Genomic DNA, 15,658 nt, shown 5'->3' with positions numbered 1-15,658 from the left:
GAGGGAATGAAAACCACTTTTGATAATTATTCGCTCTTACAGATCTTCTATTTAGTTATTTTCCATTCTCGTTCCTATTCTCGGAAAAAAATCCTTTCTAACCTATGATTTCTTATTCCTCATGTGTATTAATCGCTTTCGTCTTTATTTCTTTATCTAATAATTCAATTGGAATATGTTTTGGAATGACGTTGGCTGGAACTTCCCCGTTCATATCTAAATAATAATGATGAATAGGCTTAAGGGTGCTATCATCTAGTTCATAAACCAAGGGAATGCTTGTTGGGATGTTCAAAGAGGCGATGCCATCTGATGAAACATTGTCTAAATACTGAATAATAGCCCGAATAGTATTGCCATGTACAGCAATGATAACTTTTTTGTTTCTCTTTAACATTGGGGCGATTTCTTGATCCCAGTAGGTTAAAACTCGTTTTTCCGTATCGGCAAGATTTTCTGTTAACGGAAATTCTCCTTCTTTTAGCTGCCCATAGCGAGGATCATTGATTGTGTATCGAGGATCTTCTTTACTGAGAGCAGGTGGCCGAACATCCATGGACCTTCTCCACAGCTGTACTTGATCTTCGCCGAATTTCTCCGCTGTCTCTGCTTTATTAAGCCCTTGTAAAGCGCCATAATGGCGTTCATTTAACTTCCATGTTTTATGGACGGGAATCCACATACTGTCCATTTCATCAAGGATAATCCATAGGGTGCGGATAGCCCTTTTTAAATAGGAAGTAAAGGCAGTATCAAAGTAAAAGCCATTCCTTTTTAAAATCATCCCCGCTTCTCTTGCTTCTGTTAATCCCGTTTCGGATAGCTCGACATCAGTCCATCCGGTAAAACGGTTCTCTACATTCCAAACACTTTCCCTGTGGCGAATTAAAACAAGTTTTGGCATCATCATTTCTCCTTTTCATCTTATTCGCTTCCTTTATTTTTTTCCTATTTTTGAATAAATAATCTTTTGAACTTGTTCGTGGCATAAAATAAATGGGATTATATTCATTTTTGGTTGAAATAGACGTAATCCAAATGATATGTTGAATATACAATATTGCATAAACGTTATTAGCAGGGAAAAAATAGAATGGTTGATTTTACTAATGGAGAAGGACAGGTCTTTATTATTAAGTTTGAAAAAGATTCTAGAGGGAATTATACGTACCTTGGTATGAACTATAAATGTGCTGCGGAACTCTGTAAGCACAACCTAAACAGCTTTTAGTAGATGAGCAGAACACCACTTTTTAATTTTTATCCGATTAACAAAAAATCAGGTCGTTTAGGTCATTTTTTGGTGCAGCCGTTTCATGAGTCTTTTTGGTGTCAGAAGAGAAAGTATTTTTATGTGGTGTTTAAACTATACGATAAAGCAGGAAATGAAATAAGTGAAATAGAATCATAAGTGGAAGGAAAATTAACGAATCCATCCTTTATAAGAATAACCTTATAAATAGAGTAAATACTAGTAAGTAGTGTATGACTAGCGCAAGTATACGTAGGAGGTATGTTATGAGTGTAGCATCGGAAAAAATCACGAAGTATGGAGGCTTTCAATTACATACAGTAAAGACAGAAAAATTTAAAACAAACAATATTGTGGTGAAATGGCGAACCCCCATAACAAAAGAAAATGTAACACACCGGGCACTTCTTCCATATGTGATGCAAAATAGTACCGAGAAATATCCCACAACAGCAAAGCTTCGTTCCTATATCGAAGAGTTATATGGAGCGACCTTTTTTATCGATCTTGCTAAAAAAGGCGAATATCACATTGTTTCGTTTTCATTAGAAATTGTGAATGAAAAATTTTTATCAGATCCGACTCCTTTATTAAAAAAAGGATTGGAATTTTTAGCGGAGGTTATTTTTCATCCGAATGTCACAGACAATGGTTTTGATCAAAATGTTATAGAAAATGAGAAGCGTGCTTTAAAGCAAAGAATTCAATCAATCTATGATGATAAAATGCGTTATTCTAATCAACGTGTGATTGATGTAATGTGTGAAAACGAACCGTATGCACTAAGCGTATATGGAGAAAAAGAAGAGGTGGATAGCATTACACCACAATCCCTTTATTCCTATTATCAAAAGGCACTCGCAGAGGATCAAATAGATTTGTATATGGTGGGGGATCTAAATGAAGAAGAGGTTGCTTCCTATATCGAAGAGTTATTTCCGTTTAAGGAAAGAACCGCAAAGTCCATTGACCGCAGAACCCCTCATGAAACAAGAGAAGTGAAGGAGGTACGCGAGGTTCAGGATATTAAACAAGGGAAATTAAATATGGGATTCCGTACTCAGATTGTCTATGGGGACCCTGAATATTTTGCGCTGCAAGTACTAAATGGCATATATGGAGGCTTCTCACATTCAAAATTGTTTATTAATGTCAGAGAAAAAGAAAGCCTCGCTTATTATGCAGCAAGTCGTCTCGAAAGCCATAAAGGTCTATTGCTAGTTATGTCAGGGATTGATAATCAAAACTACGAGAAAGCAGTGAAAATTATTAAAGAACAATTGGATCTCATGAAAAAAGGAGAGTTTTCTGATCAGGAAATCATGCAGACAAAAGCAGTGATTCATAATCAAATGCTGGAAACATTAGATACCTCCCGTGGGATGATTGAGTTGTTCTATCACAATAGTGTAAGTGACAAATATATCGAAATGGGCGAATGGCTGCAGCAGATGAGTAAAGTTTCTAAAGAAGAAATTATCGAAGCTGCCAAGAAAATCGAATTGGATACTGTTTATTTCTTAACCGGATCGGAGGGGAATGCATAATGGAAAAAATAGAATTTGCTCAATTGCAAGAAGAGTTATATTATGAAAAATTAGCGAATGGTCTAAAAGTGTATATTTTACCGAAAAAGGGCTTTAATAAAACATTTTGTACATTTACAACAAACTATGGTTCGGTAGATAATACCTTTGTTCCCCTTGATGGTTCTGATTTCACACAAGTCCCTGATGGAATTGCTCATTTCTTAGAGCATAAGCTTTTTGAAAAAGAAGATGGAGATGTTTTTCAAGATTTCAGCAAGCAGGGAGCAAGTGCGAATGCATTTACTTCTTTTACAAGAACGGCCTATTTATTCTCAAGCACATCCAATGTTGCCAATAATTTAGAAACATTGATAAACTTTGTGCAAGAGCCTTATTTTACGGAAAAAACAGTGGAAAAGGAAAAAGGAATAATCGGGCAAGAAATTACGATGTATGATGATAATCCAGATTGGCGCTTGTATTTTGGATTAATTGGAAATATGTTTGTCAATCATCCAGTGAAAATTGACATTGCTGGAACGATTGAATCGATTTCCCATATAACGAAAGATATGCTTTATGAGTGCTACCATACATTCTATCACCCAAGCAATATGTTGCTTTTCATTGTGGGGCCAGTTGATCCAGAAGAATATATGACGCAAATAAAAGAAAATCAAGGGAAAAAAGAATATACGAATCATAGCGAAATCCAACGTAAATTTGAAGAAGAACCGAAGCATGTAAATAAGGAAAAACAAGTATTAAAAATGAACGTTCATACATCTAAATGTCTTGTTGGAATTAAAGGGATTGACGTGGAGCAGTCAGGTAAAGAAATGATGAAACAAGAGTGGAGCATCAATTTATTACTTGATTTCCTATTCAGCGAAAGCTCAGAGAACTATCAAAATCTTTTCCAAGAAGGTTTAATTGATGATACTTTCTCCTATGATTATACACAGGAACATGGCTTTGGATTTGCGATGATTGGTGGAGATACAAGTGATCCTGATCGTTTAGAGGCTGCAATCAAAGAAATCCTTATGAAGGCGAAAACAGGTGATTTTGCAAGCGAGACATTAGAAAGAACAAAGAAAAAGAAAATTGGTGCATTCTTGCGTGCAATTAATTCACCAGAATATATTGCGAACCAATTTACCCGCTATGCATTTAATGAGATGAATTTATTTGACGTAGTGCCTACTGTGGAGGAAATCACAGTAGAAGATATTAAAAACGCGGCGACTAAATTATTGGAGGAAGACAGAATCACGACATGCCAAGTAGTGCCGAAATAATAGGAATGCAGACACAAAGGATGGCTTACTTTGTGTCTGTTGCTGTTTAGATAAATAAGGATGTATATGGAGTGGAAAAAAGAATGGGGAAATGGATTTTAGTTACGGGCGCATCTGGTGGAATAGGACAAGCAATAGCGAAACAGTTGGCTGAAGAAGGGTATTCCCTTTATTTACATTTTCATCAAAATAAACCTGCAATGGATAAGTTACTTGCAGCGTTATCAGGATATGGGGGAGAATATGTTCCCATTCAAGCAGATTTAAAACAACCAGACGCTTATAAGAAAATGGTCGGAAATATTTTTACAATCGATGGCATTGTTCATGCGAGCGGCATTAGTACATACGGGTTATTTACAGATTTACAGGATAAAGAAATGATGGATTTATGGAGTGTCCACGTTCATTCGATGATGTGTATAACAAGAGAGCTATTACCGAAAATGCTTTCAAAGCAAAGTGGAAATATTATCGTAATAACAAGTATATGGGGGCAGGTAGGGGCTGCAATGGAAGTGGCTTATTCCGCTGTAAAAGGAGCACAAATAAGCTTTGTGAAGGCGTTAAGCAAGGAGCTTGCCTACAATGGTATTCGGGTAAATGCAGTTGCGCCTGGCGCCATTGAAACAAATATGCTTCAGTCATTTTCGTCAGAGGAAATGCAAATAATCGAAGAAGAAATCCCAATGGGAAGAGTAGGAAGGCCGAAAGAGGTGGCAGAAAGCATATCATTCTTATTATCAGAGAAATCCTCCTATATGACAGGACAAGTTCTTTCCCTAAATGGAGGATGGCATATGTAATACTTTTTCCAATTGCTTTTCATGCATATTATTTCAGGAACTATCCAAAATAATGATGTAATGCACACTTAAGCAATGAAAGGAGTATTTCATATGTCCATCTTAGAAAATTGGGATCAATGGAAAGACTTTTTAGCAGATCGTCTTCATCATGCTGAAAATGAAGGAATGAACCAAGCAGTAATAGGAGATCTTGCTTTTCAAATAGGAGATTACCTATCCAATCAAGTTCAACCCAAAAACGAACAAGAAAAAATTCTATCTGATCTATGGTCAGTTGCAGATGAACAAGAACAACATGCAATCGCTAATATGATGGTAAAACTAGTTCATAATAACGGAACAAAATAATGTTTGTAAAAGCTCGATAAATAGAGGAATATTTATCGAGCTTTTTCTGTTGGGGATAGGAGGTAGATGGTGTTTGCTGAATTAGTGACCGTCTCTGAAGCCCGAGAGCAAGGAAAGTAGGGTGGAAGGTAACAGAGAGAGCGTCTCTAAGCCTGAAAGCAAGAAAAAGTAGCACACAAGGCAACAGAGAAATCCAGTCTAAACCACCAATAAAAATACAACCATTCCCCAAAGCAAAAGCACCTATAAAGGGCAACCATCATCACAACCGTGCAAGAAGAAAGTATCGCCACTAAACCTCAAATAAAGCACCATTTTTCTAGAAAACAGCTTTTCTGCAAAAAGTCTATCTTTTTTTCTATTTTTATCCCTTTTTTCTTGATTATTTATACTATTCCTATATGATAGAAATTAAAAGACTAGAAATTTTCACTTGATATTTGTAGGAGGATTTTTTTGGAACAGAAGGAATGGTATTTAGAATACGAAATTCAAAAAAACCGACCTGGTCTATTAGGGGATATCTCCTCTTTACTAGGGATGCTTTCTATCAATATTATTACGATTAATGGGGTAGACGATGGACGACGCGGCTTATTAATGTTAGCGAAAAATAAGGAACAAATAAAAAGGTTAGAATCTATTCTCTATACTATGGACACAATAAAAGTAATCAAGCTTAGAGAACCTTCTTTAAGAGATAAACTTGCGGTGAGACATGGTCGGTATATTCAAAGAGATGCGGATGATAAAAAGACATTTCGATTTGTTCGCTATGAGCTTGGATTGTTAGTAGATTTTATGGCTGAATTATTTAAAACAGAAGGTCATAAACTAATCGGCATTAGAGGAATGCCACGTGTAGGCAAAACCGAATCTATTGTTGCGGCCAGCGTTTGTGCAAATAAAAGATGGCTTTTAGTAAGCTCCACCTTGTTAAAGCAGACAATCCGCCATTCCTTAATGCAAGGAGAATATAATGAAAACAATTTATTTATCATTGATGGAATTGTATCTTCTAAGCAAATCAATGAGCGACATTGGGCCGTAATTCGAGAAGTGATGCGCCTGCCCTGTATCAAAGTGGTAGAACATCCCGATGCCTTTGTACATAATACAGAATACACTTTAGACGATTTTGATTATATTATTGAACTAAGACATGAGCAGGGTGAGGAGATTCTTTATGACGTTCATAAAAAGAATGCTCTTGCCATAGAAAGTGAATTCGAGGGTTTTGATTTTTAGTAAGTTGGAAGGTGTTATCTTGAGTGAATTAGGAAATCGATTAAAGGAAGCTAGAGAAGCAAAAGGACTAACATTAGAGCAATTACAGGAGATTACAAAAATCCAAGTCCGTTATTTAGTTGGCATTGAAGAAGGTAATTATAGTATGATGCCAGGTAAATTTTATACACGGGCATTTATCAAACAATACGCTGAAGCGGTCGATTTGGTGCCAGAAGAATTATTTGAAGAATATAAAGAGGAAGTACCGACAACGGCAAATGATGAGTTACCGCAAAATTTATCGAGAGTGAACTCAAGGAGATCGTTAGACGGAGCAAGTTCCAAGGTACTTGATATCCTGCCAACTATACTTATAGCTATATTGGTTTTAGCTGTCGCCTTTTTGTTCTGGTATTTTGTGTATGCAAAAGATTCCGATCCAGAAAAACAGTCTAGTAATGATACGGAACAAAATTCTGTTTATATGAAATCAGATGCATTAAATGAAAAAGAACAAGAAAAAGCAACAGAAGAGAATGCAAATAAAGATGAAGAGAAAGTAGTAGAGGAAGAAGAGAAAAAGGTAGAAGAGGAAGAAAAACCAAAACAAGAGATTACTAAAAAAGAAACAGAGGGAAGAACCACTACTTATGAGGTAGAAAATGCGGAAAAGTTTGTTGTGAAGCTTGTTTCCACTGGAAAAGTTTGGGTCGATATCCAAAATGGGAAGAACTATTCGTTTTTCCAAGGTATTCTTGAAAAAGATGGATCTGATACCAAAGAAGTAGATCTATCAAAAGAGACTGAAGCTAATATCATTATCGGAAATAGTCAGGTAGATGTTTTTGTCAATGATGAGAAATTAGAGTTAGGTGATTCTTCCTCTAGACAAGATCTTGTCATTAAATACGTAAAAGAAGAATAGTCATCCATTCGATGACTATTTTTTCGCTATTCTAACGTATTTAGGTTATAATACTAATGGTTTTAATTTATTTTTATGGAAGTGGCGATGATCGTCATGGTAATGGAGGATGTAAGATGAATTTACCAAATAAGATTACGGTAGCAAGAATTTTATTAATCCCTGTCTTTCTAGTAATTATGCTAGTAGATTTTTCTTGGGGAGAGCTAACACTTTTAGGAGTTACCTTACCGAGGACACATTTTATCGGTGCCTTGATTTTTATTATTGCATCCACAACGGATTGGATTGATGGACACTTTGCAAGAAAATATAATCTAGTAACTGACTTAGGGAAGTTCCTAGATCCTTTAGCAGATAAATTATTAGTTTCTTCTGCACTAATTGTTTTAGTAGGGTTAGATATGGCGCCTGCGTGGATTACTATTGTTATCATCAGTAGAGAATTTGCGGTAACTGGCTTGCGATTAGTACTTGCTGGTGGCGGCGAAGTTGTCGCAGCAAATATGCTAGGAAAAATTAAAACATGGGCGCAAATTGTTGCGATATCAGCACTTTTACTACATAACATGATTTTCGAGCTTGTTTCACTGCCATTTGATATCCTTGCACTATGGGTTGCCTTGATTTTTACAATCTGGTCTGGCTGGGATTATTTTGCAAAAAACAAACAAGCTTTTGTTTCATCCAAATAAAATAGAGGAATAAAAATGAGGACATCGATTTTACAAGCGAATATTGCTTTATTAATGATGTCCTTTCTTTATGAGCGACAAAAAGGGGGAGCACAAGAGATGAATGCAGAAATTATCGCGGTTGGCTCAGAATTATTGCTTGGACAAATTGCCAATACAAATGCCCAATTTATTTCCAAGCATTTAGCCGACTTAGGAGTAAATGTTTATTATCATACCGTTGTGGGAGATAATGCTGCTCGTTTAAAGGAGGCGATTAAAATTGCAGAAAGAAGAGCGCAATTGCTTATTTTTTCAGGAGGACTTGGGCCGACAAAGGACGACTTGACAAAAGAAACGATTGCAAATCATCTAGGAAAAGAGCTAGTCTTTGATAAAGCTGCACTTCAATCAATTGAAGACTATTTTATAAAGACAAAACGGACAATGACCGAAAATAATAAAAAACAAGCGTTAGTTCTAGATGGATGTGAGGTTCTTCCAAATGACCATGGAATGGCTCCTGGTATGTTTCTGAAAAAAGACAATCATTTTTATATGCTATTACCTGGACCACCAAAAGAAATCCAGCCAATGTTTGTAAAATATGGATTTCCAGCGGTACAAGAGCAAATGACAAGTAAAGATGTCATCATTTCGCGTGTGCTTCGCTTTTTTGGTATTGGGGAGTCTTTATTAGAAACAAAAATTGAAGATTTAATTGATGCACAGACAAACCCGACGATTGCACCACTTGCAGGCGATGGGGAAGTGACATTGCGTATTACATGTAAGCATGATTCAGTGGAAGAAGCAGATAAATTAATTGCAAAGACAGAAGAGGAAATATTCTCTCGAGTAGGCGAATTCTTCTATGGGTATGATGACACAACGTTAATGAACGAACTCGCACACGTATTATTGAAGAAAAACTTGACTCTTGCTGCTGCAGAAAGCTTAACTGGTGGCTTATTTCAACAAGAGGTTACGAGCATTCCTGGTGCCGGAAACATTTTCCAAGGAGGAGTTGTCTGTTATACAAATGAGGTGAAGAATCAAATCCTTCATGTAAAAGAGGCAACCATACAAGAACATGGCGTTGTTAGTGAACAATGTGCAAAAGAGCTAGCGGAAAATGTTGCAAGCTTATTAAATGCTGATATTGGCATAAGCTTTACAGGTGTTGCTGGTCCAGATGAACTCGAGGGAAATCCAGTTGGTACCGTTTTTATCGGGATAGCCAAAAAAGGGGAGCCGACAAAAGTGGAAGCTCTAGTGCTAAGTGGTACTAGAGCTGGTAACCGAATTAGAAGTGTAAAATATGGTCAATATTTTTTATTGAAAATGTTGCAGCAATAGACTAAATAGACGGAAGTAAGGGTTTCTTGCTTGCGTCTTACTAGAATAGTGCTTCTCCCACTAGAAATAAAAAAACGAATGAATGTTCGATTTTTTGCTGTACAAATGAAAAGAAAAAAGGTATATTAAGTATATAATCTTTTAAACAACGAATGAATCATGTTAGTTAGATTCATTTTTTATATAAGGAGGAGAACGTATTTGAGTGATCGTCAAGCTGCATTAGAAATGGCGTTAAAACAAATAGAGAAACAATTCGGTAAAGGTAGTATTATGAAGCTGGGAGAACAAGCTGATAGAGTCATTTCTACTAGTCCAAGTGGATCATTAGCTTTAGATGCAGCCCTAGGTGTTGGTGGATATCCAAGAGGTCGTATTGTTGAGATATATGGTCCTGAAAGTTCAGGTAAAACAACAGTAGCGCTACATGCTATTGCTGAGGTTCAGGCAAATGGCGGACAAGCAGCATTTATTGATGCAGAGCATGCATTAGATCCAGTATATGCACAAAAGCTTGGCGTTAATATCGATGAATTATTACTTTCTCAACCAGATACTGGGGAGCAAGCGCTAGAAATTGCAGAGGCTTTAGTTCGAAGTGGTGCAGTTGATATATTAGTAATTGACTCTGTAGCTGCACTTGTACCAAAAGCAGAGATTGAAGGAGAAATGGGAGATTCACATGTTGGACTTCAAGCACGCTTAATGTCACAAGCCCTTCGTAAATTATCTGGAGCAATTAATAAGTCAAAAACAATTGCTATTTTTATCAACCAAATTCGTGAAAAAGTCGGAGTTATGTTCGGAAACCCTGAAACAACTCCTGGCGGACGTGCTTTGAAATTCTATTCATCTGTTCGTCTAGAAGTTCGTCGTGCTGAAACGTTAAAACAAGGGACAGACATGGTAGGAAACAAAACAAAAATCAAAGTGGTTAAAAATAAAGTAGCACCACCTTTCAAAGTGGCAGAAGTAGATATCATGTATGGAGAAGGTATCTCTAAAGAAGGCGAGATTATTGATCTTGGATCAGATCTTGATATTGTTCAAAAGAGTGGCGCTTGGTATTCCTATAATGATGAAAGATTAGGACAAGGCCGTGAAAATGCAAAACAATTCTTGAAAGAAAACAAAGAAATGCGTCTAGAAATTCAAAAGAAAATACGTGATCATTACGGGCTAGATAAAGAATTAACACTAAAACCTGAAAATGACGACCAAGAACAATTTGAATTAATCGATTAATTGTTTACCAAAAGATGGTATAGTGGCATATCCACTTTACCATCTTTTTTTGATTGATTATGAATAAAGTGACGATTAGACTAGCTAATAGAATCTATCGTTTATTCGATGATATTTTATTATAGTTTCAGGCTGCGGGCGATAGCAACAAACTTTACGAAAACAGCCTAATTTTAATGAGATTTCTAGAGAAAAACATACAGAATAAAAGACTCAATTAGGTTTAACAACCCTATTTTCTGACCATAATACGGATGATAGGTTAGAATATGATAATCTATTATGTTTAATAGGGAGAAATTTCATACATATATAGGAATAATAGAGCAATTGTTAGAGAAAAAGGCTAACAAGATAGCCAATGAGAAATAGGTTAATCCTACTAGTTCAAAGTCTTGACAATAAATTGGTACAACTATACAATTGAATTGTATATTTTACATTTTTATAAGTATGAAAACCTAGAAAACGATAAAATGACTAGGGAAAATTTCGATTGAAAAAAGGAACATTAAGCCAATACTTTTAAAATCGTAACAAACACAATTTGATAGCAAGAGGAGGTGAAAATGATGGATCCACTATTAAAGATCATCTCCATTTTGCTTATTCTAATCGTTATTGCCGTTGTTGGCTTTGTTGTATATTTTATTCGAAAGTCCAATGCTAATGCAAAAATTAGCAATGCAACAATGACTGCTGAACAAATTATTGAAAATGCAAAGCGTGAAGCAGACGCATTGAAAAAAGAAGCTTTGTTAGAAGCAAAGGATGAGATTCACAAGCTTCGTAGTGAAGCAGAACTAGAAGTTCGTGATCGAAGAAATGAACTACAAAAACAAGAAAATCGTTTATTGCAAAAAGAGGAAAATCTTGATCGCAAGGGAGAAGCGTTAGACAAACGTGAATCAGTTTTAGAAAAGAGGGACGATTCTCTTAATAAAAGACAACAGCATATGGAAGAGATGGAAAGCAAAGTGGACGAGATGGTTCGCAAGCAGCAAACAGAACTAGAGCGCATTTCTGGCTTGACTCGAGAAGAGGCAAAGTCCATCATTTTAGACCGTACAGAGCAAGAAGTTGCTCATGATATTGCGGTAATGATCAAAGAAAGTGATACTAGAGCAAAAGAAGAAGCAGATAAAAAGGCTAAAGAAATTCTGTCACTTGCAATCCAACGTTGTGCGGCCGATCATGTTGCAGAGACTACAGTTTCCGTTGTAAACCTTCCAAATGATGAAATGAAAGGGCGAATTATCGGTCGTGAAGGTCGAAATATTCGAACACTTGAAACATTAACAGGAATTGATTTAATTATTGATGATACACCAGAAGCAGTTATTCTCTCTGGTTTTGATCCAATAAGACGTGAAACTGCAAGACTTGCGTTAGATAAGCTCGTTCAGGATGGGCGTATCCATCCAGCTCGTATTGAAGAAATGGTTGATAAAGCGCGCCGGGAAGTGGATGAACATATACGTGAAATCGGGGAACAAACTACGTTTGAAGTCGGAGTTCATGGATTACATCCAGATTTAATTAAGATTCTTGGACGTTTAAAATTCCGTACAAGCTATGGACAAAATGTCTTAAAGCATAGTATGGAAGTGGCTCAATTATCAGGAATTTTAGCTGCTGAACTTGGGGAAGATCAAACCCTTGCCCGCAGAGCTGGACTACTACATGACATTGGGAAAGCTATTGACCATGAAGTAGAAGGAAGCCATGTGGAAATTGGTGTCGAGCTTGCTACCAAGTATAAAGAGCATCCTGTTGTAATCAATAGTATCGCATCCCATCATGGTGATACAGAACCAACTTCAATTATCGCTGTACTAGTAGCAGCAGCTGACGCACTTTCAGCTGCAAGGCCAGGAGCACGAAGAGAAACATTAGAAAATTATATTCGCCGACTTGAGAAATTAGAAGAGATTTCTGAATCTTATGATGGAGTAGAGAAATCATTCGCAATCCAAGCAGGACGTGAGATTCGAATCATGGTGAAACCAGATCTTGTGGATGATTTAGAGTCACATCGATTAGCTCGCGATATTCGTAAGAAAATCGAGGAGGAATTAGATTATCCAGGTCATATAAAAGTAACGGTCATTCGTGAAACAAGAGCGGTTGAATATGCAAAATAAGAAACGGTGCTATTGCACCGTTTTTTTTATCTCCAAAAATGAAGGGCATACTAAAACGTTCCTTAAGGAAAATGGCGTTAGGAGCGAAAGGAATTATATGATACACTGTTACATAGTGAAAAGTAGAAAGTAGGAAATAAAAATATGCATATTTTATTTATTGGGGATGTTGTCGGTTCAATGGGCCGAGACATGATTAAAGAGTACGTACCAAAGCTAAAGGATAAATACAGACCACAGTTAACGATTATCAATGGAGAGAATGCTGCTGGCGGAAAAGGTATTACAGAGAAAATTTATCGTAGCTTTCTGGAAATCGGTGCTCAAGCGATAACAATGGGGAACCATACATGGGATAATCGCGAGATATTTGAGTTTATTGATAAGGCGAAATATTTAGTGCGTCCCGCTAACTTTCCAGAAAATAACCCTGGTAAAGGGATGGTTTTTGTTAAAATTAATGATATGGAAGTAGCTGTTATTAATTTACAAGGTCGTACCTTCATGAATCCAAGTGATGATCCATTTATCGTAATTGATAGCTTAGTGAAGGAAGCGAAAAAGCGTACAAATATAATTTTTGTTGATTTTCACGGAGAAGCAACAAGTGAAAAGCAAGCAATGGGTTGGTATTTAGATGGAAAGGTTACAGCGGTGGTTGGAACACATACACATGTGCAAACAGCTGATAATCGCATTCTTCCAAATGGGACTGCATTTATGGCAGATGTGGGCATGACAGGTCCTTATGATGCTATTCTTGGTATGCAAAAAGAATTGGTGCTAAATCGCTTTTTAACGAATTTGCCAACACGCTTTGAGCCGCCAAAAAGTGGGAGAGCTCAGCTGAGCGGATGTCTGATTGAAGTAGATAAGAAGACAGGTAAAGCAAAGAAAATTGAGCGCATTTTAATTAATGAGGACCACCCCTTTTATTCCTAACAGAATGTAGCTCTTCCTTTTTCCCTGAAAATCAAATATTTTCTAAGTTTTTATGTCCAAGCTGGAATATGTGTATTAAACTTGGAATATAGTAACATTGGAATGATATATATCCTGATATGTTCATTAATCTTAATGAAACATGCGGGGGGGTTAAACAAGGAGGAGCTAGAAATGGAGATATTAAAGGTTTCAGCAAAGTCTAGTCCCAATTCTGTAGCTGGTGCGCTTGCAGGTGTTCTACGAGAAAGAGGTGGAGCGGAAATCCAGGCAATTGGTGCAGGTGCATTAAATCAAGCGGTTAAAGCAGTTGCTATCGCAAGAGGGTTTGTAGCACCTAGCGGAGTGGATTTAATCTGTATCCCTGCCTTCACTGATATTGTAATTGACGGTGAGGAAAGAACGGCCATCAAGCTTATTGTGGAGCCTAGATAAAGAGAAAATAAGATTATAGGAAAAAAAGAAAGGAAAGCGTGATGCTCATGCTTTCCCCGATTTATCCCTTCTTATGGTTGGTGAATTTGCTCGAGCAGCTTGAATCCTTTTAGGGAGATTTTAATTTAGAATGAAATAGAGCAAACCTTCAAAAAGAAGGGGGGTGTCTTATCGATTAGGTTTCGTTCCACAGCAGCAAGAGTTAAGTTAGAGAATAGACATTCTTTTTAACGAATCTCTTAAAAGCTGTGCTTTTTGTAACCGAATGAATGAGACATCCTTTCTTTTTTATTATGGCTGTGATTCATCAGGTTTGCCTCTTTAACCATTCAAAACAACTTTTTTTAAAATTGAAAATTCAGGTTTAAATAGTTTGAGATTAATGATATCTTGGTGGAAGGCCAATTAAGATTTACATAGAAGAAAATAAAGAGCATAATCGTATAGGAGTGAATTTTTTGAATTACTTTGATGGGCATTGCGATGTATTATTAAAAATGTTTAAGGATAAAATGATTAATTTTCAGAATAGTAAAAAACTTCATATAACGAAAGAAGGACTCCAAAAGGGTGGAGCAAAGATCCAATGCTTTGCCATCTATATTCCAGAATCCATTCATCCAGATATGAAGTTTGAAGCTGCATTATCCATGGCAACTATTTTTAATGAAAAAATCCTACAGCCCAACCCAGATCTCAAATTTATCCGTAATAAAATGGATATCGAGCAATTGAAAGATGGAGAAATTGGCGCGATCCTAACACTTGAGGGCTGTGATGCAATCGCTGGCGATTTATTGAAATTAAAGACATTGCTTCAATTAGGCGTATCAGCAGTCGGACTAACCTGGAACTACGCCAATGCTGTTGCAGATGGTGCGTTAGAGCCAAGAGGGGCTGGTTTATCTTTATTTGGAAGAGAAACAGTAAAACTACTAAATCAACAAGATATATTAGTAGATGTTTCCCACTTGTCAGAAAACTCCTTCTGGGATGTCATGGAACTTGCCGATCATCCGTATGCATCCCACTCAAATACATATAATCTTTGTCCACATCCTCGTAATCTACGAGATGACCAAATAAAGGCTTTGATTGAAGCAGACAGCGTAATCGGGATTACTTTTGTGCCGCAATTTTTAAGTGGCACAAATGCTGCAACCATTACAGATGTATTACGGCATTTAGATTATATCTGTTCCCTAGGAGGAGAGGATCATGTCGGCTTTGGTTCTGATTTTGATGGAATCTCTCAAACCGTTAAAGGGTTATCTTCTACTGCCGATTACCCGAATCTAATTAACGAACTTATGAAATATTATACTAGTAGCCAAGTAGAGAAGTTTTTATTTTCGAATATGGTAAAAAGATTTCCGAAATAAAGGGTAATTTTAAAAAGCATCCGGGCAGTTGCGTTCTCTCCTTTTGAGGTAGGAAAACGCAACTGCCCGTTGCTGTAAGATTC

At 36.7% G+C, this 15,658-nt stretch carries 14 protein-coding genes; 13 read left to right on the top strand and 1 reads right to left on the bottom strand.

All coding sequences use genetic code 11. The features are described from left to right. Nucleotides 1-112: 112 nt before the first annotated feature. The gene (gpmA, locus tag QQZ16_RS10200; RefSeq protein ID WP_235247673.1) at nucleotides 113-904 is read right to left on the bottom strand and encodes a 2,3-diphosphoglycerate-dependent phosphoglycerate mutase; all 792 of its coding nucleotides are present in this window, start codon (nucleotides 902-904) and stop codon (nucleotides 113-115) included. A 614-nt stretch (nucleotides 905-1,518) separates the two neighbouring features. Here gpmA and yfmF point away from each other — a divergent pair. The 13 genes from yfmF to QQZ16_RS10135 all read left to right on the top strand — a co-directional run bounded on the left by yfmF (nucleotide 1,519) and on the right by QQZ16_RS10135 (nucleotide 15,575). After that, nucleotides 1,519-2,799, top strand: a complete 1,281-nt coding sequence (gene yfmF, locus QQZ16_RS10195; RefSeq protein WP_235247672.1) for an EF-P 5-aminopentanol modification-associated protein YfmF — start codon at nucleotides 1,519-1,521, stop codon at nucleotides 2,797-2,799. Beyond that, nucleotides 2,799-4,082 carry an EF-P 5-aminopentanol modification-associated protein YfmH gene (gene yfmH, locus QQZ16_RS10190; protein ID WP_235247671.1) on the top strand — a complete coding sequence of 428 codons (1,284 nt, stop codon included), beginning with the start codon at nucleotides 2,799-2,801 and terminating at the stop codon, nucleotides 4,080-4,082. Before yfmF ends, yfmH begins: the two co-directional genes overlap by 1 nt. A gap of 83 nt (nucleotides 4,083-4,165) precedes the next feature. Beyond that, nucleotides 4,166-4,888 carry an elongation factor P 5-aminopentanone reductase gene (ymfI, locus tag QQZ16_RS10185; RefSeq protein WP_235247670.1) on the top strand — a complete coding sequence of 241 codons (723 nt, stop codon included), beginning with the start codon at nucleotides 4,166-4,168 and terminating at the stop codon, nucleotides 4,886-4,888. 93 nt (nucleotides 4,889-4,981) lie between these two features. Beyond that, nucleotides 4,982-5,239 carry a DUF3243 domain-containing protein gene (locus QQZ16_RS10180; RefSeq protein WP_031534605.1) on the top strand — a complete coding sequence of 86 codons (258 nt, stop codon included), beginning with the start codon at nucleotides 4,982-4,984 and terminating at the stop codon, nucleotides 5,237-5,239. Nucleotides 5,240-5,695: 456 nt separating this feature from the next. Continuing rightward, nucleotides 5,696-6,487, top strand: coding sequence for a DUF3388 domain-containing protein (locus QQZ16_RS10175; protein WP_031534606.1), 792 nt, complete (start codon nucleotides 5,696-5,698; stop codon nucleotides 6,485-6,487). Beyond that, complete coding sequence (locus QQZ16_RS10170; protein ID WP_192840930.1) at nucleotides 6,477-7,394, top strand: helix-turn-helix domain-containing protein; 918 nt, start codon at nucleotides 6,477-6,479, stop codon at nucleotides 7,392-7,394. Before QQZ16_RS10175 ends, QQZ16_RS10170 begins: the two co-directional genes overlap by 11 nt. 116 nt (nucleotides 7,395-7,510) lie before the next feature. Then, the gene (gene pgsA / locus QQZ16_RS10165; protein WP_031534609.1) at nucleotides 7,511-8,089 is read left to right on the top strand and encodes a CDP-diacylglycerol--glycerol-3-phosphate 3-phosphatidyltransferase; all 579 of its coding nucleotides are present in this window, start codon (nucleotides 7,511-7,513) and stop codon (nucleotides 8,087-8,089) included. A 99-nt stretch (nucleotides 8,090-8,188) separates the two neighbouring features. After that, the gene (locus QQZ16_RS10160; protein ID WP_284561347.1) at nucleotides 8,189-9,427 is read left to right on the top strand and encodes a competence/damage-inducible protein A; all 1,239 of its coding nucleotides are present in this window, start codon (nucleotides 8,189-8,191) and stop codon (nucleotides 9,425-9,427) included. A 201-nt stretch (nucleotides 9,428-9,628) separates the two neighbouring features. Continuing rightward, nucleotides 9,629-10,672, top strand: coding sequence for a recombinase RecA (gene recA / locus QQZ16_RS10155; RefSeq protein WP_284561325.1), 1,044 nt, complete (start codon nucleotides 9,629-9,631; stop codon nucleotides 10,670-10,672). A gap of 572 nt (nucleotides 10,673-11,244) precedes the next feature. Continuing rightward, the gene (gene rny / locus QQZ16_RS10150; protein ID WP_235247713.1) at nucleotides 11,245-12,816 is read left to right on the top strand and encodes a ribonuclease Y; all 1,572 of its coding nucleotides are present in this window, start codon (nucleotides 11,245-11,247) and stop codon (nucleotides 12,814-12,816) included. Between the two features lie 144 nt (nucleotides 12,817-12,960). Continuing rightward, nucleotides 12,961-13,758 (top strand): TIGR00282 family metallophosphoesterase, encoded by a 798-nt coding sequence (locus QQZ16_RS10145; RefSeq protein WP_031534615.1) that lies wholly within the window; start codon nucleotides 12,961-12,963, stop codon nucleotides 13,756-13,758. 174 nt (nucleotides 13,759-13,932) lie between these two features. Continuing rightward, the gene (gene spoVS / locus QQZ16_RS10140; protein WP_016201204.1) at nucleotides 13,933-14,193 is read left to right on the top strand and encodes a stage V sporulation protein SpoVS; all 261 of its coding nucleotides are present in this window, start codon (nucleotides 13,933-13,935) and stop codon (nucleotides 14,191-14,193) included. A 458-nt stretch (nucleotides 14,194-14,651) separates the two neighbouring features. After that, on the top strand, nucleotides 14,652-15,575 hold the full coding sequence (locus tag QQZ16_RS10135; RefSeq protein ID WP_031534616.1) for a dipeptidase: 924 nt from the start codon (nucleotides 14,652-14,654) through the stop codon (nucleotides 15,573-15,575). Nucleotides 15,576-15,658 lie beyond the last annotated feature (83 nt).

The organism is Bacillus sp. T2.9-1, from assembly GCF_950097965.1.
Taxonomy (GTDB): Bacteria; Bacillota; Bacilli; order Bacillales; family Cytobacillaceae; genus Niallia; species Niallia hominis.
The sequence above is the reverse complement of the archived record's forward strand: the minus strand, read 5'-3'. Positions and strand labels throughout refer to the sequence as shown.

Coding starts and splice junctions, on each gene's coding strand:
- QQZ16_RS10160 (WP_284561347.1), top strand. CDS start 8,189: ATGAATGCAGAAATTATCGCGGTTGGCTCAGAATTATTGCTTGGACAA.
- pgsA (WP_031534609.1), top strand. CDS start 7,511: ATGAATTTACCAAATAAGATTACGGTAGCAAGAATTTTATTAATCCCT.
- yfmF (WP_235247672.1), top strand. CDS start 1,519: ATGAGTGTAGCATCGGAAAAAATCACGAAGTATGGAGGCTTTCAATTA.
- spoVS (WP_016201204.1), top strand. CDS start 13,933: ATGGAGATATTAAAGGTTTCAGCAAAGTCTAGTCCCAATTCTGTAGCT.
- ymfI (WP_235247670.1), top strand. CDS start 4,166: ATGGGGAAATGGATTTTAGTTACGGGCGCATCTGGTGGAATAGGACAA.
- QQZ16_RS10180 (WP_031534605.1), top strand. CDS start 4,982: ATGTCCATCTTAGAAAATTGGGATCAATGGAAAGACTTTTTAGCAGAT.
- QQZ16_RS10145 (WP_031534615.1), top strand. CDS start 12,961: ATGCATATTTTATTTATTGGGGATGTTGTCGGTTCAATGGGCCGAGAC.
- gpmA (WP_235247673.1), bottom strand. CDS start 904: ATGCCAAAACTTGTTTTAATTCGCCACAGGGAAAGTGTTTGGAATGTA.
- rny (WP_235247713.1), top strand. CDS start 11,245: ATGGATCCACTATTAAAGATCATCTCCATTTTGCTTATTCTAATCGTT.
- yfmH (WP_235247671.1), top strand. CDS start 2,799: ATGGAAAAAATAGAATTTGCTCAATTGCAAGAAGAGTTATATTATGAA.